The sequence below is a fragment of the Mucilaginibacter sp. OAE612 genome (assembly GCF_041806395.1).
GTDB lineage: Bacteria > Bacteroidota > Bacteroidia > Sphingobacteriales > Sphingobacteriaceae > Mucilaginibacter > Mucilaginibacter rubeus.
The window spans coordinates 2983157-3009152 of sequence record NZ_JBGMUW010000001.1; the positions used below are offsets into that span (position 1 = coordinate 2983157).

20 protein-coding genes are annotated in these 25996 nt (G+C 41.6%); 4 read left to right on the forward strand and 16 right to left on the reverse strand.

The window, feature by feature from the left end; translation table 11 throughout:
* Window positions 1-14 precede the first annotated feature (14 nt).
* From ABID99_RS12455 to ABID99_RS12485, 7 genes are all read right to left on the reverse strand, one after another.
* Window positions 15-1748, reverse strand: a complete 1734-nt coding sequence (locus tag ABID99_RS12455; RefSeq protein WP_373613886.1) for a carboxypeptidase-like regulatory domain-containing protein — start codon at window positions 1746-1748, stop codon at window positions 15-17.
* Window positions 1748-2710: a FecR family protein gene (locus tag ABID99_RS12460; protein ID WP_373613887.1), complete on the reverse strand. Its 963-nt coding sequence runs from the start codon at window positions 2708-2710 to the stop codon at window positions 1748-1750. Before ABID99_RS12460 ends, ABID99_RS12455 begins: the two co-directional genes overlap by 1 nt.
* A gap of 1 nt (window position 2711) precedes the next feature.
* Window positions 2712-3317: an RNA polymerase sigma-70 factor gene (locus tag ABID99_RS12465; protein ID WP_090525458.1), complete on the reverse strand. Its 606-nt coding sequence runs from the start codon at window positions 3315-3317 to the stop codon at window positions 2712-2714.
* 241 nt (window positions 3318-3558) lie between these two features.
* On the reverse strand, window positions 3559-5928 hold the full coding sequence (locus ABID99_RS12470; protein ID WP_373613888.1) for a response regulator: 2370 nt from the start codon (window positions 5926-5928) through the stop codon (window positions 3559-3561).
* Window positions 5929-6225: 297 nt separating this feature from the next.
* A complete protein-coding gene (locus ABID99_RS12475) occupies window positions 6226-8082 on the reverse strand; it encodes a beta-galactosidase family protein (RefSeq protein WP_373613889.1) in 1857 nt (618 codons plus the stop codon).
* Between the two features lie 279 nt (window positions 8083-8361).
* Complete coding sequence (locus ABID99_RS12480; RefSeq protein ID WP_373613890.1) at window positions 8362-9216, reverse strand: RNA polymerase sigma factor RpoD/SigA; 855 nt, start codon at window positions 9214-9216, stop codon at window positions 8362-8364.
* An 11-nt stretch (window positions 9217-9227) separates the two neighbouring features.
* Window positions 9228-10226, reverse strand: coding sequence for an NAD-dependent epimerase/dehydratase family protein (locus ABID99_RS12485; protein WP_373613891.1), 999 nt, complete (start codon window positions 10224-10226; stop codon window positions 9228-9230).
* Between the two features lie 148 nt (window positions 10227-10374).
* Here ABID99_RS12485 and ABID99_RS12490 point away from each other — a divergent pair, with 148 nt between their 5' ends.
* Window positions 10375-10848, forward strand: coding sequence for an Lrp/AsnC family transcriptional regulator (locus tag ABID99_RS12490; RefSeq protein ID WP_090525447.1), 474 nt, complete (start codon window positions 10375-10377; stop codon window positions 10846-10848).
* 10 nt (window positions 10849-10858) lie between these two features.
* Here the strand turns inward: ABID99_RS12490 and ABID99_RS12495 are convergent, their stop codons facing one another.
* The gene (locus ABID99_RS12495) at window positions 10859-11167 is read right to left on the reverse strand and encodes a hypothetical protein (RefSeq protein WP_091162842.1); all 309 of its coding nucleotides are present in this window, start codon (window positions 11165-11167) and stop codon (window positions 10859-10861) included.
* Window positions 11168-11396: 229 nt separating this feature from the next.
* On the opposite strand from ABID99_RS12495, the gene ABID99_RS12500 reads away from it, so the two are divergent.
* Both ABID99_RS12500 and ABID99_RS12505 read left to right on the forward strand, forming a co-directional pair.
* Window positions 11397-11672 (forward strand): helix-turn-helix transcriptional regulator, encoded by a 276-nt coding sequence (locus tag ABID99_RS12500; protein WP_176624557.1) that lies wholly within the window; start codon window positions 11397-11399, stop codon window positions 11670-11672.
* Between the two features lie 77 nt (window positions 11673-11749).
* Complete coding sequence (locus ABID99_RS12505; RefSeq protein ID WP_373613892.1) at window positions 11750-12958, forward strand: MFS transporter; 1209 nt, start codon at window positions 11750-11752, stop codon at window positions 12956-12958.
* Between the two features lie 70 nt (window positions 12959-13028).
* On the opposite strand, the gene ABID99_RS12510 is transcribed toward ABID99_RS12505, so the two are convergent.
* From ABID99_RS12510 to ABID99_RS12535, 6 genes are all read right to left on the reverse strand, one after another.
* Entirely contained in the window at window positions 13029-14273 is a 1245-nt protein-coding gene (locus ABID99_RS12510) for a DUF4998 domain-containing protein (RefSeq protein WP_373613893.1), read from the reverse strand.
* A 34-nt stretch (window positions 14274-14307) separates the two neighbouring features.
* Window positions 14308-15513, reverse strand: coding sequence for a DUF5000 domain-containing lipoprotein (locus ABID99_RS12515; RefSeq protein WP_373613894.1), 1206 nt, complete (start codon window positions 15511-15513; stop codon window positions 14308-14310).
* A gap of 37 nt (window positions 15514-15550) precedes the next feature.
* Entirely contained in the window at window positions 15551-17527 is a 1977-nt protein-coding gene (locus ABID99_RS12520; protein ID WP_188831878.1) for a RagB/SusD family nutrient uptake outer membrane protein, read from the reverse strand.
* Between the two features lie 19 nt (window positions 17528-17546).
* Window positions 17547-21059 carry a TonB-dependent receptor gene (locus ABID99_RS12525; RefSeq protein ID WP_188831877.1) on the reverse strand — a complete coding sequence of 1171 codons (3513 nt, stop codon included), beginning with the start codon at window positions 21057-21059 and terminating at the stop codon, window positions 17547-17549.
* A gap of 239 nt (window positions 21060-21298) precedes the next feature.
* A complete protein-coding gene (locus ABID99_RS12530) occupies window positions 21299-22444 on the reverse strand; it encodes a FecR domain-containing protein (RefSeq protein ID WP_354482679.1) in 1146 nt (381 codons plus the stop codon).
* A gap of 37 nt (window positions 22445-22481) precedes the next feature.
* Window positions 22482-23012, reverse strand: coding sequence for an RNA polymerase sigma factor (locus ABID99_RS12535; protein ID WP_176624545.1), 531 nt, complete (start codon window positions 23010-23012; stop codon window positions 22482-22484).
* Window positions 23013-23447: 435 nt separating this feature from the next.
* On the opposite strand from ABID99_RS12535, the gene ABID99_RS12540 reads away from it, so the two are divergent.
* Window positions 23448-23843: a hypothetical protein gene (locus ABID99_RS12540; RefSeq protein ID WP_354482677.1), complete on the forward strand. Its 396-nt coding sequence runs from the start codon at window positions 23448-23450 to the stop codon at window positions 23841-23843.
* A 428-nt stretch (window positions 23844-24271) separates the two neighbouring features.
* On the opposite strand, the gene chrA is transcribed toward ABID99_RS12540, so the two are convergent.
* Window positions 24272-25471, reverse strand: a complete 1200-nt coding sequence (gene chrA, locus ABID99_RS12545) for a chromate efflux transporter (protein ID WP_373613895.1) — start codon at window positions 25469-25471, stop codon at window positions 24272-24274.
* Between the two features lie 139 nt (window positions 25472-25610).
* Window positions 25611-25952 carry a tetratricopeptide repeat protein gene (locus ABID99_RS12550; protein ID WP_090525421.1) on the reverse strand — a complete coding sequence of 114 codons (342 nt, stop codon included), beginning with the start codon at window positions 25950-25952 and terminating at the stop codon, window positions 25611-25613.
* Between the last annotated feature and the right edge of the window lie 44 nt (window positions 25953-25996).

Genomic DNA, 25996 nt, shown 5'->3' on the forward strand with positions numbered 1-25996 from the left:
ATATTAAAGCACACTTACAATATCGTGATACCGGCCGACCAACCGATCCAACCTTTTGTGCGGTTACCCCAATCAATCAAACCGGGTTTGTTTTTTATGATCTGCTGAATATCGCTGTCTCCGGGATGATTGCCATAATTAGTGTAAACATTAAACGACGGCCCTGCAAAGAAGCTAACTTTTGAACCTGCCCTGAAATTGAGCAACGCGCTTACCCGGTTTATCTGATTTTGGTTTTTCCATCCTTTTGCCAATAGTAAGTGAGTCGAACCTTCAGCTGACAGTGACATATTGTTATTGAAGATAAAATCGTGACCTAAGCCAAAACCTGTGCTATAATAAACATGCTTATCTGTAAAATTAACGCCGCCTGATATGATGGAATACAGTTTAGCATTCCCCGATTTAAAGGCGATGTTTGTTGTAGTGATCTCGTTACTGTACACTTCAATTTTAGCATATCCATTACGCGAAATATTCAATAAGCCGATGCCATAACCATCAAGCGTATCGGCAATATTTACCATAGCAAATGACACGCCTTTTATCACCCGGGCTTTATTAAAAATTCCTGCTACCTGTATTCCGCTTGCTTCGTTGCCTGTAACATTGGCTATCCCTGCGATACTAAAACCTTTGTTGTTTTTCCGGGTGTAATTGTAAATACCTGCCGCCTGGATGCCTTTGCTATTGCTCACGTGGTTAAAGATCCCGGCAAGCTGAACGCCTTTAAGACTGTCTTTTACCATATTATATATACCAGCCGCCTGGATACCTTCTATGTTTTTCTGGTCGTTATTATTAATGCCGGCCAGTTGAACGCCTTTGCTGTTACCCCCAACAATATTAAAGAGCCCGGCGGCCTGTACATATTTAACTTCCTGTTTGTTGATATTAAACAGTCCGCCAAGTTCAACGCCATTAACGCCACCGTTATATCCCCCTAAAATATTGAGCGAAAAGTTATTGACTATTTGCCCGCTCATCATACCATGGCTTCCTAAACTTGGTAAAAGCGAGGTTTGTACCGGAACCGTTGAAAGATATCCACCTAAATTAAGGTTCTGTATTTTCTGGCCGGATGAAAGGAACATTCTGCCCAGCCAGCTCCTGTCTGATTTTGAATTTGCGGCATCGGCGCTGTAATAATATTCGCGTGACTTTATGGATACGTTTACATTATTTAAAAAATTGATACTGGTGTCACGATATAGCTCCTTACTTACATTAAGTGTAATCATACCATTGGCTTTTATCTTGAGCTGGAAGTAACCGTTCTGATCGGTAAGGGTTGATTCCAGCGAATTTTTTTCATAAACACTGGCATTGTAAAGTTTTTTACCGGTGATATCATCATACACGTACCCGCTGATGTAATAAACATTGCCTGGCCCGGCCAGGGTATCAGGCACAAGGGTTAACCTGTACGGGGTAGGCCGGAGAATAATATATCCCGGCGACTCCTTATAATCAACCCTGCCATGAAACAGCTCATCAAGTAAGTTTTTGATCGTTTGCCCGGATGATACTATGCTCACCACACTATCGGTTTTGATGACATCATTGCTGTACGAGAAATAAAACTTCCCTTTTTCGCCGATAATGGTGAGGATCTCGGCTATCTTTTTTTGTTTAACATTGAGCGCTACAGTACGGTTCAGGTTATCCTGCGCCAGCGCATTGGTAATGAGCAGGCAGCCCGCCAACACGAGCATTACATAAAATAATATGCTTAGTTTCTTTTCCATCAGTTTTTGATTATGATGAGATGAGGTTTTTTGACCACTTTGACATCGCCAAGGGTTTTGCTTATGACCTCTAATATCCCATCAAGTGAATCTGCTTTAAATGTGGTTGTTATAGTCCTGTTAGCCAGCTTTTTATTATCTATAACAATATTTGCGTGATAGGCTTCATTAAGCACATCCACAAGCCGCCACAGTGGTGTTTTATTGGCTACGAACTTTTGGGTACGATAATAATTATATAGCTCATCCTGGCTGCTGCCTTTCTGCAGGCGGCCACTTTGTACCGATGCTTTCTCCTTAGGTTTTAGTTTCACCACTATCTCCTGCTGAATTACCTGCACAACGCCGGTTTCAACAATAACCTCGGTATTGGCGCCGGTAGTTTTGATATTGAACGATGTGCCTACCACCTTCACAACTACATCATTTACGTGGATCATAAATGGTTTTGATTTATCATGAGCCACATCAAAAAAGGCTTCTCCCTTTAATGATATCTCCCTGGTACCGCCGGTAAATCTGTCCGGGTAATTCAACACCGAGTTTTTATTCATGGTGATCGATGACCCATCAGATAACGTAACCTTGCGTACTATTTTGCCGCTTTGCAGTGTAAGCATATTGACTTTGACCGGTTTGAATACGGTGTACAAGATCCCCGCACTTCCCAATATCACCAGCCACATAGCAGCCATTTTAAGCCAGCGGTTTACCGGTTTTAAAGATTTAATTGTAGTCGGTGCTTCATCCCTGTTTTGCGCCAGCTGTTTAAATTCGGCCCATGAAGCTTCGGGATCAAGCTTACTTTCTATTTTAAGTTCGCGGCTGGTATCCCAGATCAGTTTAAAATGATCGAAATATTTCCGGTTATCGTCATTTTCGCCAAGCCAGCGGCTGATGGTTTCGTTCTCAGCCGGCGTGGTCTCGTTCAGCATGTATTTGGTTAATAAATCGTCCATCATGTTAAATAATATTAAAAGCCCGGCTGATAACCCAAATGATCAACGGCAGGTAATCAACTAATTTGATCCGTAATGTTTTCAGGGCCTTGCCCATCTGGTTTTCTACTGTTTTTATGGAGATGCCTAATTCATCAGCAATTTCCTGGTATTTTAAATCCTCAAACCTGCTCAACTGAAACACTGTGCGGCATTTTTCGGGGAGGTCATTCAATGCCTGTTGTAATTTTTCCTTGAGGTCAAGCAGTTCCATACCGGCGCCCCTATCAACTTTATCCTTTGTCATATACAGTACGTGCTGCTGGTGATTAACCTTTACTTTCTGGTGCCTGAGGTTGTTAAGGCATTCGTTATAAACCGCGCCATACAAGTAGGCCTTTATCGAGCCGGTAAAATTCAGCCGTTCCTTTCGTTCCCACAGCCGCATAAAAACGTTTTGTACCATCCCCTTCGCCGTATCTTCATCTCTTAAAATAGAGATAGCGTACACATGCAACGGCCTGATGAAGTGCTTATATACCTTTTCAAAGGTCGGCTCATCGCCCGAGAGCAGTAGCGGGATCAATTGTTCGCTATTTATATCCAAAATATCATCAGTTTGGGTTAACATTCAATTAAATCTTAACGCGGTAATTAATGGTTGTAAGGATGTTTATCCATTTATTTTCCTCCATTATCCGCCTGGCCCAATTATTATCGGGAGGGTAAATAAAAGTAATAAGAAGTAATAAGGAAGCTAATCTGTTCATTTTAGTAAAATTTATCCTGAAACACGCCAGGATCATTTTACCCCTATGAGTAAATGAAATTTTCATTCAGAAAATAAACAGGAAGTTTGATTCAGGAACATCTTACACATGCTCCTGCTTAAAAACGTGGTGCAATACTTTACTATGCAGTTCATCGGGTAAAAAAGGTTTCATCACAATATCGTCAAAACCTGTTTTATAAGCTTCGTCCTCTACATCTTTGGGAAGATTGGCGGTAAGCGCTATAATGGGGATATTTATACCGTTCAATCTCATTTTTTTTGTGGATTCATACCCATCCATCACAGGCATTTGCAAATCCATCAACACAAGACGATGTTTTGACGTATCCAGCTTGTCAAGTGCTTCCTGTCCGTTGGTTGCCACATCGGTAGCAGCCCCCCAGCGTTTTAAATAAGTTTGCGCCACCAGCACATTCATCGGGTTATCATCAACCAGCAAGATAGAGATCCCGTTCAGAAGCTTATCATTTGCATCGGGTTTAACGTTAACATTAACCGCCTCTGATATTTTACCAGCTTTTTCAAAGGTTTTAATAAAATAAAATACCGAGCCTACTCCTTCCTCACTAATCAACTGCAAGGACGATTCTTGTAACTCCAATATTTTTTTACTGATTGCGAGACCTAAACCTGTCCCACCAAAACTGCGTGATATGGACGAATCGGCCTGGGTAAAGCGTTCAAATATGAGTTTTTGTTTGCCACGGGGGATACCGATACCGGTATCTTTAACAAACACCATTAATGTGGCCGTAGTTTCGGTTTGTTCTTTCACCTCAATCCCTAACACAACCTCCCCGCTTGGGGTAAACTTTATAGCATTATGAACCAGGTTAGTAATTACCTGCGATAAGCGGGTGGGATCGCCAAGCAGTTTATGCTGCAATTTCTTATCAAAATCAAGGCGTAGGGTTATATCCTTATCATGTGCTACTGTTTGCAAACCACCTACTACATTACGGGCAAGTGCAGCCAGGTCCATTTCAATGCTTTCAAAAGTTATCTTCCCGGCTTCTATCTTGTTATAATCCAGTACATCATTCACTATTGCCAAAAGGTTATTAGCCGAAAAAAGCATGACGTTGAGATGTTCGATCTGATCCTTGCGTGGCTCGTTCTTAAGCAGCAGATGGCTCATCCCTATTACCGAATTAAGCGGTGTCCGGATTTCGTGGCTCATCGTGCTCAAAAATTCACTTTTAACCTTTAAACCCTGTTCGGCTTCAGCCCTCGCCTTTTTCAATACAAATGATACCCGGTGCGCTAACACAAGCGACTGCAAAAAGAAAAAAGCGATATATCCTAAAAAACTAACCAGCTGCAACGGAGGTATTAATGCCCAGTAATGAAAAAGCGATATCGCAAATACCGACATTAAAGCAAACGCGCTCATTAAAGCATAAACAGATCCAGGCCTGTTATTGCGCCAGGCTTTTGAGTATACATATGGAATATAAACGAGGCAAAACAGCATCACTGCTAAAAATGGGTTCACGAGCTGGGTAAAAATCCACGGAGGACTAAATAATGTCATTAAAGTGAACGAAAAGCAAATGCCATTAATAATATTTACAACCCGCGGATTTACATCTGCCGGATATAAGTATAACGTGTAAAGCCCAAACAGACCTATCCCCGAAAATAAGCTCATATATTCCAACCGGGCCGTTATGTACCAGTTAATATCAGGCAATAAGGTGTGCAGCACATAGTTATCTGTACCTATGATCCGGTAACTATAAACTATCGAGAACAAGGCAAAAAGTAAAATGGCTTTATCACGGCTGCCCAGCAGATATAAACCAAGAAAAAATAATCCCCCCATCAGTAAACAGCCCGTCAGCATCAGATCAATACCTTCGGCGCGATGCCGGGCCAGGTCAATTCTTTCCGCAGGCCCTATGAAAATGGGTTTACTGATTCCTCCTTTACTGTGTATAAAATTGGAAATTTGTAATGTAATATTGATGGTATCACTGTTGGGCAGGGCAACAGCATGATATTCCCAATGTGCTTCAAATCCCTTTCCGGAAGTAGTTACCTTCCCGTTTGATGATACTAACTTTTTGTTAATATACAGCCTGTACGCGCTGTAAACATCAGGCATGCCCAGCTTTAATTCGCCATGTTTTTGGGGAAGTAAAATTTTAAGCCGGTATGTACCATAGCCAAACGCAGGTAGCTTTTTGCCCCGCCAGGCATATCCACTCCATTTAAATGGAAACTCAACCAAAAGCCTGTCCTTAATAGCAGTAGTGTCATTGGGATTTATTAATTGGTTCCAATAAAACAGCCAGTTTCCGGTCAGTTCAATTTTATCATTGACAGGCTGATTACGAAGATCGAGTACGCCGTGCACCGCTGCTACATAGGTATTTTGGGCAGATACCCTCGCTATGGTTCCGATCAATAATATAAATATAACATATAGAACCTTACTGATCTTCATCGATTTACGGCACTTATTATCAAACCAAAAGCTTACAAATTGTTTCGTTCGGGAATAAGAAACAGGATTTATTTTCCTTAATCTAACTTAAGGATTTCATAATTAAGTGTGAATATACCAACCCGTACGAATATTTAGAACTATTATTAAGGCTTATCTATTGATATAAACGATAGGTTAAATTACCTCTTATTTTTAAATAGTAATAGTTAAATATTAAAACCCAATCCTGTTAAATAACAGCCATAAAAAAACGACAGGATAGTCTCCTGCCGTCATTCATTAAGTTAAATTATATTATTTACTTACCGGGCCATCTAATACCGGCACGGTTACCGTAGCGATCTCTGTTTGCTGGATATCATTCAACTGATCAAGTACAACGATACTGTTTGTACCTTTTTTTAGCCAGCAGCCTGGCAAATAAAGCGTTTGCTGCGGGCCAATTTTCCAATAGCGACCAATGTTGATCCCGTTTACGAATACTATACCTTTACCCCAATTCTTCATGTCTAAAAAGGTATCTCCCACTTTAGTCAGGTCAAATGTCCCCTGGTAAAGTGCTGGATGGCCCGCTGTGTTTGTTGTGCCTGCCCCGAGCGCCGGTACTTTATCCATAGGTAGCTTATACATTTGCCAGTTGCCTGTAATTTCATGATCGTCAACCTTCACCGGGCTAATGATTCCTTTAAGATTGTGAATGATCTCGCCACCGTAATTGATCCTGCCAAGGTTTTCAACCAAAATATCCAAACGCGCATTAAAAGGAATATTTATAGGGCAGCTAAATTTATTACTTTGCCTGTTAAGCTCTGCAACTTTTCCGCCATTTACATATATGGTCGCATAATCCCGCAGGCCTTCCAGGTTTAAAGTGCCGCTGACAGGTTGGGTAAATTTACGGCTGTATAATACATAGCCATGACCTTGCTTAAGCGTTTCAAATGTTTGCGGGGTATCGCTTTCTACAGCGGGCTGGTCTTTCGCCATCTCCAGCAAATCGGCCGTTTTGGTAAGCTTAATAGCCGGAATGCGGATCACCGGAAGCTGCGCGGGCACTTCAGGAACAGCATAAGCTGCATACTTTTTCATCAGGTTGCGGATAGCTGTAAACTTGGGAGTTACCCATCCTGCCTCGCTGATAGGGGCGTCATAATCATAGCTGGTAATATCCGGCTGAATTTGATGTTCCTTGTCATAATTAGCACCGCTTGTGAAACCAAAATTGGTGCCACCATGTGCCATGTATATATTAAATGATACGGTATCTTTCAAGTACTTCTCCAGGTCTTTAATTACCGAGGTTTCTGATACTTTTTCAAATTTCTCGCCCCAATGGTCAAGCCAGCCAGGATAATATTCGGCCACCATATAAGGGCCTTTTCCTCCGTTATATTGGTTAATGAGCTTCTTCAAATTTTTGGTATCACCTTCGCCATTGGCAGTTGGCAATGCCCCTTTAATTACGCCGCCTTCAAACAACCAGTCGCCATCAGAAGTAAACAATGGCACATCAACGCCCGCTTTTAAAAGCAGATCTTTTATAGCTGCGCTGTAAATTTTATGATCGGCAAGCGGCACATCCTTACGCTGGGCTACATATGATCCAAATTCATTTTCGGCCTGAACCATGATTATTGGCCCGCCATGGGTTATTTGCAGGTCTTTAACCTGCCCCATCAACTGGTTAATATAAGTTTTGCATGAATCAAGGAAGCGTTCGTTTTTACTGCGGATAACCAATTGTTTATCATTTTGGAGCCACCAAGGATAGCCACCAAATTCCCATTCGGCACAAGCGTAGGGCCCCGGCCTTAATATTACCATTAAGCCCTCCTGCTGTGCGGTTTTTACAAACTCGCGGATATCGCGGTTATCCGTTTTAAAATCCCATACACCCGGACTGACCTCGTGATGGTTCCAGAAAACGTAAGTAGCAACCGTATTCATACCCATTGCCCTGAGCATTTGCAGGCGCTGCTTCCAGTAAGCTTTAGGGATTCTTGCAAAATGCATTTCGCCTGAGTGGATTTGGATGGGTTTTCCATCATAAATAAAATTGCCATCAGCAATTTTAAAACTATGTTTCGCCTGGCTAAAAACCTGTGAAATTATGAGGGTTAGCAATAATAAAGAGAGGAGTATTTTTTTCATTTGCATTTGTAGGGTTGAACATGATTGACCGTATATTAAGTGTACCGACCATGATGTTTTCAAGTTCCTAAATTATAAAGGTTAAATAGGAATGCCTAATTTCCTGCGATCTTAATTTAGCGCAAACGTTTGCTTAATTCAGCGAATGCAAGATAAATAGTTCAGCAGCTCATTTTAATCGCAAATTAGCCCTGAATAATGGACTGGTGAAGTTAATGCAGGATAAAGTATCGAAAGAAATTAAGACGCAGAAAAAAATAAAATCCCTACCTGCTTATTTTAAATTTCAAGCTTTTTCAAATTAGCACTTTCCCTAAGCTTGTCAATAGCCCGGTTTCTTAGCTGCCTCACCCTTTCTGCGCTAATACCAAGCCGGTTACCGATTTCGGGGGCCGAGAGTTCACTGTGCCCGTCCAGACCATAATGATAAAACACAACAGATCGTTCAGCATCGTTTAGCTTATTAAGCAAATCATCGAGCTGTTGTTTAAGTTGGTAAGCTTCCAAAAGGCCTTCTATTCCGGGTTCATCTGTATGTAAACGATCAAGCAGGCTGTATCCGTCATTGCCGGGTGTATCGGCTTTATCATACGAATGTGTAAAAGGCGCCGCATGCAAAGCTTCTTTCACTTTCCATTCAGCAGTTTCCAGGAATGCCGCTATTTCATCCTGAACGGGCAGTCGCTCAAGTCGTTGTTCCAGAACCCCTGTGGCCCTGTTAACATGAACAATCATATCCACCTGGTTGGCAGGCAGGCGGATCATCCGCGTTTTATCTAACAGTGCTTCCATGATTCGCTGCCTGATCCACCAAACTGCATAAGATATAAACTTGAAGCCGCGGGTTTCGTCAAACCGTTTCGCGGCTTCAAGCAAACCCAAATTACCTTCACTTATCAGGTCGCCCATGGGAATGCCCTGGTGCTGATACTTTTTTGCCACGGAAACCACAAAACGCAGATTGGCCTTTACCAACCTATGCAAAGCCGACAGATCTCCCTGCCGGATCTTCCGAGCTAACAGAACTTCTTCTTCCGTATTGATAGTTGGCTCGCGGGCAATATCACTAAAATACTTCTCCAACGAAGCGGCATCCCGGGCTGTGATCGATTGGGTAATATTCAGGTCTCTCATTAAACCCTTAATTAACTCACTGCAGCAGTATTGCTGTTATTTTTATAAACAGGTGTGAGATGACCGAGCATATCTGCAGTCATAGTAACAAGATCATATTCAGGACGCCAGTTCCAGTCGCGCCTTGCTTCAGCATCCTCAACACCGGCGGGCCATGAGTTCGCAATGGACTGGCGCTTGTCGGTATTATAACTAATGGTAAAATCGGGCAAGTGATTTTTCAACTCTACGGCAAGCTGAGCAGGTGTAAAACTTAAAGCACCGATATTATATGCTCCGCGTTCTTTGAGTGCTTCTACAGGCGCGTTCATCAGTTGAAGCGTAGCCCTTACCGCGTCATCCATATACATCATAGGTAATGCGGTGTCGGGGTTCAGGTAGCATTCGTAAGATCCATTCTGCAAAGCTTCGTGAAATATAGCTACTGCATAGTCTGTAGTGCCCCCGCCAGCAGGAGCACTGTAGCTGATCAATCCCGGATAACGCAAGCTGCGTACATCCACCCCATAATGCTCCCTGTAATAGGCGCACCACTGTTCACCAGCTTCCTTACTGATACCGTAGACCGTTTGCGGATCAAGCAAAGCATTCTGGGGGCTGATCTTACGTGCTGTTGAAGGCCCGAATACAGCAATACTGCTTGGCCAAAACACTTTATCCAATTTATGATCTTTGGCTGCTTCCAATATATTGAGCAGGCTTTGCATGTTCAGGTGCCATGCTTTTAGCGGGGCCTCTTCTCCTTTGGCAGATAAAGTAGCTGCAAGGTGATAAATTTGAGTTACTCTATATGTAGCAACCAGGTTTTCCAGCTCATCTTTATCTAATACATTTAACTGATGATATGGCCCCTCTAAATCCGGGGTTGCCATAGCATCATGTAAGTCGGTGGCAATTACTTGTTCCCTGCCATAAACATTTCTTAAAGCGGCAACCAGTTCGGTACCGATCTGCCCCCGGGCGCCCGTAACAAGGATTACCGGCGATAGTTGTTTTTTGTCGTGCTTCATAGTATTACGATGTAAAATTGTATATTCACAATCTCATAATCCACACAGCACTTAAAATTTGGTTTTTAAGACTAAAAATCTTCTTAAAAACAGGTTTTAAAACTTTTGATAAATATTTAAAGCTTATATTTTAGTTTTTATAACTCTCATGCTCAACCAACTCGATGAAACAGATATCCGCATACTCCAGCTTTTACAGGAAAATGCGCGCCTTACCGGCCAGGAGATAGGCCTTAAGCTTAACAAAACCACTACTCCTATCAATAACAGGATCCGTTCGCTCCAGGAGCGAGGCTATATTAAAAAATACGTTGCGGTGCTTGATCATGAAAAGCTCGAGCTGGATTTCATGACCTTTACGCATGTGCAACTGAAAGATCACAGTCAGCACAGTTTAAGTCATTTTGAAAGTGAGATCATTAAACTTCCGGAAGTACTGGAATGCTATCACCTCACCGGCGATTTTGACTTTATACTTAAGGTAACCGTAAAAGACCGCAAAGAGTATTATGATTTTTTGATGAACCGGCTTTTCGCGGTTGTTGCTATTGGCAAGGTAGAAACCAAACTCGTGATGAAAGCTGCGAAAACAGAAACGGCATTACCAATCGGCAAACAGTAGTTTTAGTGCATTAAAAATAGGTCTCCGTAGACGCCACAAGCGAAAGCAGCTCAAGCTTGGGTTCGACTTCTAAATCACTGGCTTCAAGTTCGTCAGCAAATTTATGAAACGAAGCCAGCCCTTGTAATACAAGGTGGGCTTCTTCATTTTCGAGCTGATCGAAATGCATGAATGTTTTACCGTCGGGCAATAGCCATGCTGTATATTTAATACCGGGATGATTTAAAGTTTTCAACTCTTCAACAATGGCAGCGATGTTCCGCTGATTGGTGGCCGCAAACTCTGCGCGTGTGGTGTATTGTACTCTTACTACTTTCATACCATAAAATTAAGATCAGCACCATCACTATTAAACAGGCAAATGTGCCAACAAACGGGTGTGTTTGTGACAAAATCGAATATCGGAGAAGCATCTCTCTCCCATAAGGCTTGCCCATATATCCTTTTATTGTCATTTATGCGTTTTAAATGCATAGAAACATTCCTATATGTTAATATTATTTTACCTTTACACTATAACGTTGAATACATATAATTGACGGCAAAAAATGGACAACAAAAAAATAGAGAAAATATCCAGGGCGCTGAGCGATGCAAACCGGATAGCTATTTTACAACAGTTTAAAAAAAGGAAAGATTGCCTTTACTGTGCAGAGGTAAACGACCTCCTTGACCTTACCCAACCTTCCGTATCACACCATCTTAAACAGCTGGTTGATGCCGATTTATTGTTATCACAAAAAGAAGGCCGCAACCTTAAATATGTATTGAACCAGCAGGTACTTGATGAATACATTGCCTGCCTGAACGAACTGAAAAGCTAAGTACTGACATCTTCTGATTTGACTGGTTACTTCAATATAAAACATCGAAACATTCAAATATTTAAATACATCTACTCATGAATAAATTAATCTACATTATGGCCCTTGGTGCCTTCGGCATCATAACCACAGAGTTCGGAGTTATCGGTATCCTTCCCGACCTGGTGAAAGAATTTCATATTTCCATTGATACGGCAGGCTGGCTGCTTAGTGCCTTCGCGTTAACGGTGGCGCTTGCAGGACCGTTTACCAATATGCTAACAGCACGTCTTAACCGCAAATTTGTGATGTGCCTGGTATTAGGGATATTTGTTATTTCTAACCTGTTATCGGCAATAGCGCCGAACTTCACCGTACTTATGATTGCCCGTATACTACCGGCATTTTTGCACCCGGTGTTCTGGGCAGTATCCATGACTGCGGCTGCAAAACAAGCGGGGCCAAAAGATGCGCCAAAAGCCATCTCGATAGTAATGGCCGGGCTTAGCGTTGCTACCGTATTGGGGGTGCCTCTCACCACCTACATGGCAGATCTTTTTAGTTGGAGGGCATCTTTTATCTTATCAGCCGTTATTAACTTATTAGCCTTTGGCGCGTTGACGCTATTTGCACCTTCAATGCCGGTTAATGAGGAACAGGCAAGTCCCAAAAGCCAGGTAAAGCTGCTGCGGAGTGTACACTTATGGATTAAGCTACTGGCTTCAACCATTATCCTGGCAGGCATGTTTGCCACCTATGGTTATCTTGCCGAATACCTGGATAAAGTTTCGCGTATGAGCGGAGCTCAAATTAGCATCATGCTGCTGGTATTTGGAGGTACAGGGATAGCCGGCAACTGGCTTATGGGTATAGCGCTTAGTAAAAATGTAACGCTTACAACGCGGCTGTTTTTGCTTTCTTTAGTTGCAACCCATGTTTTGGCATATCTGTTTGGCGGGCATTTTATTCCAATGGTTATTATTCTTTCAGTTTGGGGATTTATACACACCGGAGGATTTTTAGCGGCAAATATACAGCTTACCCATGGCATTCAGGAACCAGCGCTTGACTTTGTAAACAGCCTGCTTCCCTCCTTCTTTAACGCCGGTATTACATTGGGCACTTTACTGGGTGGTTTTGTGATTGCTCATTATGGTATCCATCAGGTAATCTGGATGACAGTACCCCTGCTTTTACTTGCATTTGGCATGAGTTTTATTACCTCAAATGCTACAAAAAAATCGATATCAGCTCAAATTGACGAAATACCAGAGGACGAACCCGTACAAGTAGCCATTTATGAATAAGCTCAATTGTAAACGATAGCTATATTAAAGTAAAAAGTCCCTGGCTAACACCAGGGACTTTTTATCACTTTTAATTTTTAAACAGTTTAATATTAAACACCGTAAAATAATTGCCTGGGTTTCCATTACCAACCAGGTTACCCAGAAATCCTATGGACACAACCTGCGGTGAAGAAAGTGTAAAAGTAAAAGTTTTCACATCCCTTGAACTCGGACTGGTTGTACCAGCCTTTGCGCCGTTATACATCTTTACAGATCCCAGCGCTGTTGAAAGATCTGCGAGTATCGGGATGCCGTTCCCTCCGGCGGCTGCCACACAGTAAACCGATGAATTTGATTGCACTTCCGAATAGGCATCAAATGACACAGTATAACTTCCTGCCGATAGCTGCGAAGAAGTAACCTGATATACGATACCGTTCACTACCGGGGTATTATTCCATGTTTCCCAGTTAATGGTACCGCCGCCATCAGAACTATAGCCCCCATTGGTACCGCCATCTTTATTTTTGGCCGCCGCATTAGTTACCCATGGCGCAGCGAGGGTTCCCCAACGGCCATCAAAGGTGTTTCTTTGAAAAGGCCCTGTGTTTAAAAGGTACGCATTAGTTACATCGATTACTTTCTGATCTACGTAATCTGCATAAAAAGTATCGATGGCCGTTTTATTTGGTTTAAAACCTGTGCGGTAACTAAGCGTTTTTCCAGCATTAAATTTAGGGAGAGATGTGGTTAAACCAGTTGGCTGCGATACAATTACTGTATCACGTTGTTTGTTGGCAGCGTCTGTGTATTTTAGTTCCATTGAAACCAACCCGTCATCAGCATTAACGTCAGCCCAGTTAATTAACGCGGAGCCATCTGTTTGTAATTTGACCGCGATTATACCTCTGTTGATAAGTGAACTTTGGTAAAGAGTACCATATACATTAGCAGCCAATGTAACCGGAACGGAAATATGGCCCCCGTTATCAAAAGTGCGGACCTCGAAGGTCATTGTACCTTCAGGTAAATTAGGTATGACCAATTTAGCCGTGTCAACCCCTGATGTACGGGTTACAGGCGTTTCTATCGAATCTTGTTTACTGTTCCAGTATACCCGGTATTTCACAATTTTAGGGTCAGATGTAAACAGACCAGTTAGCAAAACACGGTTCCGGCCAGAAAACACCTGAACGGAATCCAGTTTGCCCGGATATATTATTGCCCCATTGGGCTCATATTTCTTTTTATAATCATCCATTTTGGTACAGGCGCTCATAATGAAAACGGCCAGCACTAAAAGATAGCATGATGTTATTTTATATAGTTTCATAATTGTAATTAAATTGATAAATGCATCGGCCTTGTTACTTTCCAAACATGGTAAATTCACTGATACTCATAAAGTACGATCCTGTCCAATTACGCAAGCTCCTGATCCTGATGTATCTGTAAGCACTTAATCCGGCCGGGAAATCAAAGCCCCATCCATCATGTGCATATTTGTAATCAGCAGCTGTTTCCGTACCTGAAGGTGAACCAGATGGTTTTACTATATTACAGGTTAACAATTTTGTCCACGAAGCATCCAGCGAGCCATTCACATTTGGCGAATTTGATCCCCATATTTCAAAATCACGCAAATTACCCCTTACATAATATACATTACCGATCTCGATGAATGGATTGAGAATAAAGCGGCTGAATACCCTTTGTTTACCAAGATCGATTGTTACCATTTGCGGGCTTCCGGCACTTTCAACCGTGAAGAGGCAATTTGGCCAACCGCCGGTAAAGTTTCCATCAAAAATTTTGGTTACATCGGTATATGAATACAAGTTGGTTGCGTCGCCTGGCAGCTTGTAAACCGACCAATCCGATTTTGAAAACTGCTCCTCATAAAAAGGTGTAAGATTTAAAAATAAAGTGTCGGATTTATTTAAAAATCTATCCCTTACAAAGAATGCGTACTTACGCTCAATAGCCGGCTGGCCTCTTACAGCGGCCTTTATTGAAATACTGTTACTGTAAACATTATCCATACCCTTTGGCTGCACATATAAACCATTGTTAGCGGTATCAACCATTGGTACAATAACCAGGTTATCCTGGGTAAGGTTATCACAAGCAATGTTAAAACCACCGAAAGTAGCAGTTATTTTAAGTGATCGGTAAGCAAGAAGATATGGTGGCGTTAAAGGGTTTGCTGTGACACTAACAGGTGCCGAAACCTTTTCGCTTGAATTTACCGCGTAAAGCTTTATCACATGTGCCAGAGTATCGCCAAAGCCATCAACAGTTAATGTATTAGTGTAGCGTGATGCAATTACCTCGCGTGTTTTACCCGGAGAGGTTTCGTAAACTGCTTTTACGTAAAACAGATCATTATCTCCGGGTAACGTATAAGTTAAACTGGCTTTACCGTTTTCGTTTTGTACCTGCACGTTGGTAACAACTCCAGGCGGGTTGTTATTAGTTATAGTAGGTTTATTAAGTGTTTCCTGCTTACAGCCTGTTATTATTATTGCTAACAACCCGATCCAAAAAGCAGCCCGTAATTTCATTGTTTCCATGTGAATGTTTTTATTGTTAAACATATTGTCGCTATATCTACCAGTTAGGGTTTTGAACCAGGTTTTGGTTAACCAGTAAATCGCTTTCTTTTATTGGCCATAAGTAATCGCGCGGAATCACAAAATGCCGCGAAAAAATCAGCCGTTCGCGATAATACAATTGAGGTGAATTTTCGCTTATTGTCCATCCTGTTACGTTTCCGTTAAGTTCAATACCGGCTGTTTTCCAGCGCAATAGATCCCAAAACCGGTGGCCTTCAAAACAAAGTTCAAGGCTGCGCTCACGCTGAATGATTGACCGCATTCCATCCTTTGTAGTGTATTTGGTTGGATTAATACTGTAATTAGTCCAGGCATCCTGAACCGTAGGCAGGCCGGCCCGCGCTCTCACGCGGTTTACGTAGGTATATACATCAGCTACAGGCCCCTGAGCTTCATTTAATGCCTCTGAATAAAGCAAATACAGATCAGACAAACGCATTTCGGGCCAAGGGTAATTGATATAGGTAACCGTTGCCCATTCGTAGTGCCAGTTAAGGGCTTTTTTCATATAAAAACCAGCAATTGGTATAGGTGACGATTGCCCAACTTCGGCACCGCGGGCCTTCATCCACCAGGTATCTTCATCGGTTTTAGTTGGGCTGTTGGCCATATACCAAACACCGCGGTCAAATCCAAGGTCGGCATAATAACGTGGCTCCCGGTCAAAATTAAGCCTTGCAGTTGTTTCCCCTTCTTTGATGTTAAAACGCTCGTCATGTGTACCAACCCTTAGCTGAGCTATATCACTAAAGTCAAGCGTTTTATCTTCGTTAATCGGCACCCCGTGTTTAGTGTAGAACATCTTAGCCATTTTTAAGGTAGGGCCAAGTAACGGGCGATTGGCTGACTTTGCGGCATCGGCATTGTTAAAATCATATTGCCCGGCGCACATCGACTGGAAGAATGAATTATAGTTGATGTTATTATTGGCAGTTAGCCCCCATATCAGTTCTTCATTCCACTTTTCGCTCATCGCGTTCCTGATACCCATTTGAGTCATAGTAGTTTGACTAAGTGGATTAGTAGGTGTAGGAAACGTATAAAGGCGTATATTTTGGGATTCGCAAAAATCAATGGCTGCTTTGCAGGCATCGGCAGCGCGCTGCCATTTTTCGACACTAAAAGTAGGGTTAAACAACTGCTCGCCATCCTTATTCTTGAATGAATTATAATCCGGGTTGCCATTAAACAACGGACTTGCCGCCGTTACCAGCAATTTGGCTTTCATACTCAAAGCAGCCGCCTTGGTAACACGACCCAGTTCACTTCCTTCATTCCTGATTGTTAAAGGTAGTTTTGCAGCAGCCTGATCATATAATCCGGCTATATAATTTACTACTTCATCAACCGGCCTGCGTTTTACCCGTATATCGTCGATGGACGCGTCAATGGGCAGATTTTTATCGATAATGGGTATTGGCCCATAAGCTCTGAAAAGTTGAAAATGATAGAAAGCTTTTAAGAATTGGGCTTCTGCTATCCAACGCTCACGTGTGTCAATATCCAAATCCAGCACTTTGCTTTTGTCGCTGACATTTTCAATAAAGACATTACAATCCCGTATAGCCTTATAATTCGCAGCCGCGTCCCTGGTACCATTCATATAATTGGCTATAGGGTCAGACGAGTTTTGGAATCCTCTGGGCAGTTGCAGTACGTTTGTTGACCGTATGTGATTTGCAGGGTCTTCCACCCAAACTTCATCACCGGCGGTAAGCCCAACATTATAAGTGGGATCTGTTTCCGTTGGCAGGTATGAGTAGCAGGTAAACAAATACTTCTCTGCCTCGGTTTGTGAAACAAAGGCGTTGGCTATTGTTGATACGTTATCAGGAACAACATCCAAAAATGATTTTTTACAAGATGTTACCGGTACAATCATTATTAAGGTCATTATTACCAGGGAGATATTCCTCTTTGGTGTTTGACTTAATACCGATTGCTTAATTTTTTGTATAAAATTACTTTTCATATAATTAATTTGAAAGCTTTTAAAATTCTACCCGCAGGCCCACGTTAAATACTTTTTGAATCGGGTAACCCAATCCTGAGGTTCCCATTTCGGGATCCCAAAGCTTGAAGCTACTGAAGGTTAACAGGTTTAAGCCGTTTAGATAGATACGTGCGCTATTCAAATGGATAAACTTGAGTTGACTCTTATTGAAATTGTATCCAAGTTCTGCCGACTTCAGGCGCAGGAACGAGCCATTCCTTAACCACCATGTTGATGTTGGAGAATTTGGGGTTGCGCTGTTGTTGGCTTGTATAGTATTACTTAAGCGTGGCCAAAACGCGTAAGGGTTACGATTATCTTCAGACCAGTGATCATCGGCAATTGATTTTAACAGACCGCTTTGGTTACCTGTGTTAAGGCCGTTGTTCTGCAGGCCGCTCACTAAATAAAACGGAGAAATATCTGCTGAATTGATGACGAAAGAAGACCTTGCCGAGCCCTGGAAAAACGCGCTGATATCGAAGTTTTTATACCCAACAGAAAAACCGAAACCGTAGATGATTTCCGGCACTTGCGGATACCCTATCGGCACTATATCCGAACTGGTTATTTTTCCATCGCCATTCATGTCGCGGTATTTAATATCGCCGGCTTTATAGTCGCCAAAGCTTTGGACGGGCGAGTTGGCTACCTCTACATTGTCAATAAATAACCGCTCGGCTATAAGGCCATATATCTGGCTTAAGGAATTACCTACTTTGCTCAGGTATTGAAGGTTATTTGGGTAAACAGGTTCTTCATTTTTCAACAGCTTGCTCTTAGCATAAGTAAGCGTACCGCGCGATTGGATCCAGAAAGAGTTGTTAAAGTTTTTCTTGTAATCCATAGCAATGTCCACACCTTTACTGGATGATTTACCTGCGTTTGAAGATATATCAGCTTGCAAACCCATAGAGGTTGGGATGGTGCTGCGTACCATTAAAATATTGTCACGTTTTTGTTGGTAGGCATCAACTGTTAAGGTGAAGTTTTTGGCCACAGTTAAATCCATACCGAGGTTAGTTTGCCTTGATTGCTCCCAGGTAATATTCTGATTTTCATAACGTCTGGTAGCTACGCCCGGCCTGCTATATAGGTAGTTGGTACCAAACTGGCCATAGGCGCCATTATTTAAACTAACGTCAGACAAATAGAAAAACCGATCTTCCGGCTTTCCGATCTGATCATTACCTACTAAACCATAGGTAACCCTGAATTTAAGATTATCAATAGTTGAAAGTAATGGCTCAAAAAACTTCTCGTTCGACACTACCCAACCCGCACCCACAGACGGGAAAAAACCAAAACGATGATTACTTGCAAAACGCTCAGACCCATTGTAACCAAAGTTAAACTCAAACAGATACCGGTTATCATAACCATAGGTAAACCTGCCCGATACCCCTTGATTACGTGACGGCAATGATAATTGTAATGTTTTGGCATTACCTGTAAGATAGTTACGCATAGTCCCGATCAGTAACCCGCTAACAGCATGTTTTTGAGCAAAGGTGCGGTTATAGGTTACCGCCGTTTCAATGTAAGCTATGGAATTAGAAACATTTAACGCCGGATCTTGATTATAAGTCAAATATTCGGTTGGCGTATTGCCAATGCTGCTGCCTGCCAAACCGTTATTAAGTAGCGTTAAGCCATTAAACGTTCCGTTAACTACATCCGATTGGTAATAATAAGGACTATACTGACGTGAAACAGTGAAGTATGAATAACGCGTAGTATACGCCATTGCCCTTGCCGATAAACCCTGCGTTATAAAATCAAGCTTTTGACTTAAGCTTAATTGCGCTGTCAGTGTGCTGGTATTTGAGCTTTGGAAACCAGACAGGGATTGCGCATAAGGATTCATATACAAACCACCACCAGGTATAATGGCATTACCGAAAAGCGGGTGATTTACATATGGCAGCAAATTACCCGGATAAATTGCCGGAAAAGCGACAGGGTTACTCCAAAGGGCGTTTAAAAAAGTGTAACCACCACCGCCGATAGGCCCATGATAACTATCAAACTGGCCTTTTAAGCTCACCACCGCCTCAGTGGTTTTAGTAAGGTTTAAAGTTGTATTTGATAAAAGAGAATATGATTGCAGCTTAATGTTGTTGCTGAAATTGTTAAGGCTGTTCTCGGCCAGGTTGCCATTATCAATATTATAGGTCATGGCCAGATAGTACTTAGCTTTTTCTGACCCGCCGCTGGCGTTCATATTAAACCGTTGGTTATTGGTTTTGGTTTTGATCAACTGCTTGATCCAATTATTACTGGGATATAACAGCGGGTCATCACCTTTTGCAGTATGGTCTATTTTATTTTGCGAATAAGGCAAGATGCCCAGCGGATTACGGGTAAGTACCGCTTCATTAGCCAATGTCATGTAACTAATATTATCGGCCAGATCAATATTCTTAACGTTTGATGATGTTGAATTTTCACCGCGGATATTGAATTTTACAGCCCCCGTCTCACCACGCTTAGTTGTAACCAATATTACACCGTTTGCCCCCCTTGCACCATATAGTGATGAGGCTGTAGCGTCCTTCAGCACCGAAAAGCCCGATATGTCATCCGGTTGAAGCCTTGCCAGATCGGTGGTGCCCATTTCAATACCATCGATCAATATCAGCGGATCAACCTTACCAGCTCCAAACGTACCCACGCCCCTGATAAAGAACTGGGCATTATCAGCACCCGGTTCACCGCTTCTTTGGTAAGAGATCATCCCCGGTACAACGCCTGCCAACATGGTGGTAAGGTTACTTGACGGCCCCTTGAGCTGTTTAGGGTTTATAGAGGTAATCGAACTAACAAGGCTCGCCTTTTTTTGCGTACCGTAGGCAACTACGGTAACTTCTTCAAGGCCATTTTTATCAGCGCCCATTTGCACATTAATTTTATAAACGCCGCCGGCTGATGGAGAATAGTTTGCAAGATCAAATTCCTGCGATTTTGATCCCACAAATGAAAATACAATAATTGACCCTCCGCCTTCCTTTAAATTAAGAGTGTACTTTCCATCCATGTCTGACTGTGTGCCGTTCATGGTTCCCTTAACCTTAACACTTACACCTGGTAAAGTAAGGCCTTTGTCGTCAGAAACAATCCCCTGCACTTTTTTAGGAACGACGGCTCCTGCAGGTTCTTTTTTGGGAGGGTTTACAACGGGCGCGGGTTCGCTCTTTTCAATAACAACGAGTTGGTCACGCACTACATAATTCAGGTTTTTTCCTTTCAAAAGAACGCCGAACACTTCTTTCAGTTCAGCGTTTTTAAAATCAACAGTAACCAATTCTTTGTCATTCAAAAGAGTGTTACTGTAAAAAACGGTTAGGCCCGTTTGCTTTTTGATTGATTTAAATACATCGGCCAAACTGATGTTAGCCTTTTTAAGTGTTATTGGTCCGGTACCCTGCGCTTGTACGGCGCTATACCGGGTTACCAATAAAAGAAAAATAAAGGGCAGTATAAGCCGCCGGCTGAATAGAATTCTCTCCATATTTATTGGGTTTACGATTGGTTTTCTCTAAGACCTGTTCCTGCTAAAACGGGTGAACGGAAACAAGAAAAATTGTATTTTTTTTATTACAATGAAAAACAAACATTGTTAATCAACACTATTTCAATGCATTACTAATGCTACCCATTTGACAAACAAGGGCAAATGATTCCCATGGCGCTTAAGGGCCAGGCATTAAATAACCGGGAAACAGGTTGTGGTTTAACCGCGGCGTTTTCTTACCTGATGTGTAAAACCCCTTCCTTTAAAAGGGCCGAAACTCCTGCAGATGCTTTAATATTTTGAATGAAAACTTCAATTGGTTTGTTTTTTTGAATAGCACCACTAAATGCTTCGTCGGCTTTCGCTGGATCGTCAAAAACCACTTTTACATCAAACCAGCGGAGCAGCACATCGCTTATATCGTGAAGTTTAATGTTATGGAAATAATAAATATCATTCATCCAGGCCAGTTCAACAGCAGAATCAAATGGTTGGGCCCGAAACCCAGCCCCCGATGTATAAACAGCTTGGTAGCCAGGTTGTAAAAGCATTTTTTGTTTATCCTGACCGCTTGTTGATACCGAGCCTTCAACCAACGAAGTTACTGTTTCACCGGCATGATAAGTATTTACGTTAAACTCAGTACCTAAAACTTTTACATCAGTTTGGCCTGTATGAACTATAAACGGGTGGGCAGCATTTTTTGCAACTTTAAAAAAAGCTTCGCCTGTTAAGTACACTTCCCTGGTTTTGCCTAAAAATGAAAACGGGAAGCGCAGGCTTGATACAGAATTTAACCAAACCTGTGTACCGTCTGAAAGTACTATCCGGTAGTTTAATTTTGAAGGAATAACGAGTGTGCTCCACTCTTCACTTTTACTATTATCCACCTGGTAACTTAAACCGTTAACACTTTTCTTTAAATGAGCAAACGACATATTGATCACCTTTTTGCTGGTATCAGACAGGTTGATATGCTGCCCGTTTGCCAATCGTAGCTCAATGGCCGGTGTTTTAAGATTCTTTTTTGCAGCAACAAGAGCATTAACAGGCATTTGCCGCCAATAATATCCTGCGGTAAACGCGATGCATAATAAAGCTGCTACAGAAAGCCATTTTACTGCGCCTGCCCAGCTAGGCCTGATCGATCGCACCGGCTTTATTTCGGCCTGGATTGTATCCCAGGCTTTATTTTCATCAATATTATTAAAGAAGGTTTGAGCTTTATTTGAAGTAAGTACCTGTTGCATTTCATCCCACAGTTGTTTAATCCGGGGATCATTTTGTATAGCCTGTTCAAGCAAATGACTGTCTTCCTCACTTATTACGCCTGTAATTTGCTCAATTATCAGTTCCTGAAAATACGCTTTATTGTATGTCATTATTTATAAGACCTCATTATGGATAAAAAGGGTGAACTTATTTGGCACTCTTTAACCCTTCTTTTAAAGTTTTTATTGCCAGTTTTAAATGAGTTTTCAAAGAATTTATGCTAATGCCCATTTCAAGGGCTGCATCTTTATACTTTTTATGCTCATAATGCACCAGCGTAAAAGCCTGCATCCGTTGTATCGACAAATCAGCCAGCACTTTTTCAGGATAAATTTCCGGTACAGGTGTTTCTTCCTCCTCTATTTCGGTAAGTGTATATTTATAATCTACCAATTTTTTTTGCGTTCGTGTTTCGCTTTCAACTTTTTTGAGGCATCTGTTACGGATTGCTGTAGTTAAATAAGCTTTTAATGACGAATTAATATTGGTATATAATTGTCTCTCCCAAAGATCAACAAAAAAACCCTGAACGGTATCTTCAGCTTCCATTTCATCCCGTAAAATATAAAAGGCCGATACATTAAGCAGCTTATAGTATTTTTTAAATACTGCTTCGAAGGCCTCCTTGTTCCCCAATTTTAATTGCTCAATAATATGAGCATCGTTCAAAATCTCCATGAATTGGTATTAACTGGTTTATAATTAAATAGGTTGGGCTACTATAGAAAGCTAAATGTAAAAACTTTTATTGTCAAAACAACAATTATTAAAAAAAATTAAAAATCGTCACTTTATTCAAAACGTGAATCTCTAACAAGCTTTCTTTACTAAACTGGTCACTTAAAAATTATAATTTATAGCGGAGATATTCTTGATACATCATAAAAAACGGGAAATATCTTGATTTTGAAAAAAATTCAAAAAGCAATCGATTTCGTGCAGCAATTATTGTAATAAAAACAATTAAAAAATAAAATACTGCTTTCTCTTTTAATTCTTTTTAACTTAGGATATCCAGTTCAGGATCAAAATTTATCCGGTGCTTTTTTTACAAAACGCCCCCTTGTATTTCGCATTTCGTTTAATCCGGCTTTTGTTTTTAAATTTGTATTGATGATGAATAGCTTACAAATTAAACTCAACAAAGGTCAGCTTGATGAGCTAAAGAATGAACCTGCAAGCTTGTTAAGTTTTCTGAATGTTATGTTTGAGCCGCTTTCGGCAAACTACGAACAGCTTAAACATGCGCTTGAGCGCGAATTCAGGCCGGAAGGTTCGCCGGAAGTGACCCGTTTAAATTTCGACAGGATCAAATTTGATCAGAACACGGGGCAGGGAAGTTTCCGCATAGTGCTCGACGTTAACTACTCGTTTGGTTGCGAAGATGTTGTTACCCATAAAAAAAATCAAACATCAGAATGGACTTTCATCGTTGATTACAAGCTTTTAATTATAAATCTTTATAGTTCGCCCTTTATTGACAGCCGTAACACGGCCGAAGAGTTTTAGATCCTCATTTCAGGCCTGCAACAGCCCGGAGCTATAGCGCTTATAAAAAAGGAATAACAAGTGAACATCCACAATGCTGTGCAGATTCGGGTTACGAAAACGGCACATTTAGGTTTGCCTTTGCAAGCTTGCTGCCTCCGGAAAGTTATATTACAGCCATCAACAAAACACAACAACATTTTCCTGCGTTTAGTGATGACGTCAAAATAGATTTCAGAAAAGTCGATTTTGTAAATGAGCAGATCGGCGTTAGGTTGCTGAATGGGGTGCTTATGGCAAATTCACTGCATTTTGTAGCTGATAAACCAAAATTGATAAAACAGTTGGAGAAAGGATTTAAAGGTAATTCTCAATTGCTGATTGTGGAATATGATGCCGTTAAAAGTAATCCCTGGGTTCCCTAACCTCCCCTTTAGGGGGCCAGGAGGCTAAAATATTATTCCTAAAACCACGCCGATAATGATCACTATCGGTGTTTTTATTTTGGTAAAATGCAGCACCAGGAACGTACCGATCATTAAGGCATAGGCTGTCCAATTTAAGCCAAAAGGCCTTACCAGTAAAATCAGCGCAGTAGCCATAAAACCTACAGCTACTGCATTTATACCGCTCAGTGAGTTTTTTATACGTGTAATCTTCTTCAGATCCTCCCAAAACGGCACAATAAAGAGGATCAGGATAAGGCCTGGTGTATTGATGCCAATAACAGCTACCAGGCTCCCAATTACCTGCCCCCAAATGCTGTTTCCTTTGTTGCCAAGCGTTATGCCGCCCAAAAACGAAGTAAATGAAAATGTAGGCCCCGGCAAAGCCTGCTGCAAAGCATATCCCGACAAAAACTCCGACCGGCTTAAGTAATGCTTAACCTCAACAAATTCGGTATACATGAGTGGTACCAGCACTTGTCCCCCTCCAAAAATAAGGATGCCGTTGCGGTAAAAGTTTTCAAATAAACGGATTGGTAAACTTAATGGGGACGTTTGATTTACAACCGCACCTAAAGCAGCGAAAAAAAGCAGAATCCCTATAAAGTATGCTACTTTATTAGGATTTACATTTGAATATAGTTTTACCCTCAATTCGTTTTCATGCTGCTGGGTTTCCATGGCCGACGATATAATGCCGCCAAGCAATATGAGTATCGGAAAGGCATAAGCATTTTGAAGGATGAGTGTCACAATCAGTGAACCAATAGCCAGCATGGTGCTGACCCTGGTCTTCAAAAATTTATTGGCAAATGTATAAGTGGCATAAGCAACTATGCCTACCGCTATAGGCTGTACATAACTGATTACATGAGCAAATTTGGCCTTATTAGCAACCATACTGTAACTGATAGCCGCCATACACATAATAGTAGCCGAGGGCAGGATCCAAATTAAAAATGTAATAATAGCCAGCCTAAGTCCACCCACTTTCCAGGCTATCCCAACCAGCGTTTGGGTTGACGAAGGGCCGGGCAATACCTGCGATAAGGCGTTAAGCTCCATCAACTCATCTTCGGTAATATATTTTCGTTTTTCAACAAATTCGCGCAGCAAAACAGCAATGTGGGCCTGCGGTCCGCCAAAAGCGGTAGAAGTATAAATTAGCACATCCCGCAGAAATAATAGTTGCCGTTTCTTCATTTGTATATTCGCAGATAGTTTTTTGCAGATAGTTCATAGATCATGGTTCATAGCAGGCAGATCATAGATATGTTCACGAAAAATGGACGAGCCAATACTGCGGAGCTACCATGAACTATTAACCATTAACTATGAACTACTAATAATCGTCATCGTCTTCTTCAAAACCCATTGCCTGCCTATATACTGCCTGCAATTCAGAAAAAGCATGGTTATCGCGCTTTTCTTTTGTCACTTTCATACCGGCTTCATAAGTTTTAATGGCGTCATCCTTTCGGTTTAGCGCTTCATAAAGCTTACCCAAATGATAATAGGTACCTGTATAGCCGGGGTGGTTATTTACCAGGTCTTCATAATAAGCAAGAGCCTTATCTGTCTCATTCAAACGCAGATATTCTGTTGCCAGGGCATATTTCAGAAACTCATCATCCGGTTCATTTTTTATAAATTCCAACAGCTTATTCAATCTGCTTAACTCCATTTTAAACTCTATCTTTTTTAACTAAATTTGCAAAAACCTATTGA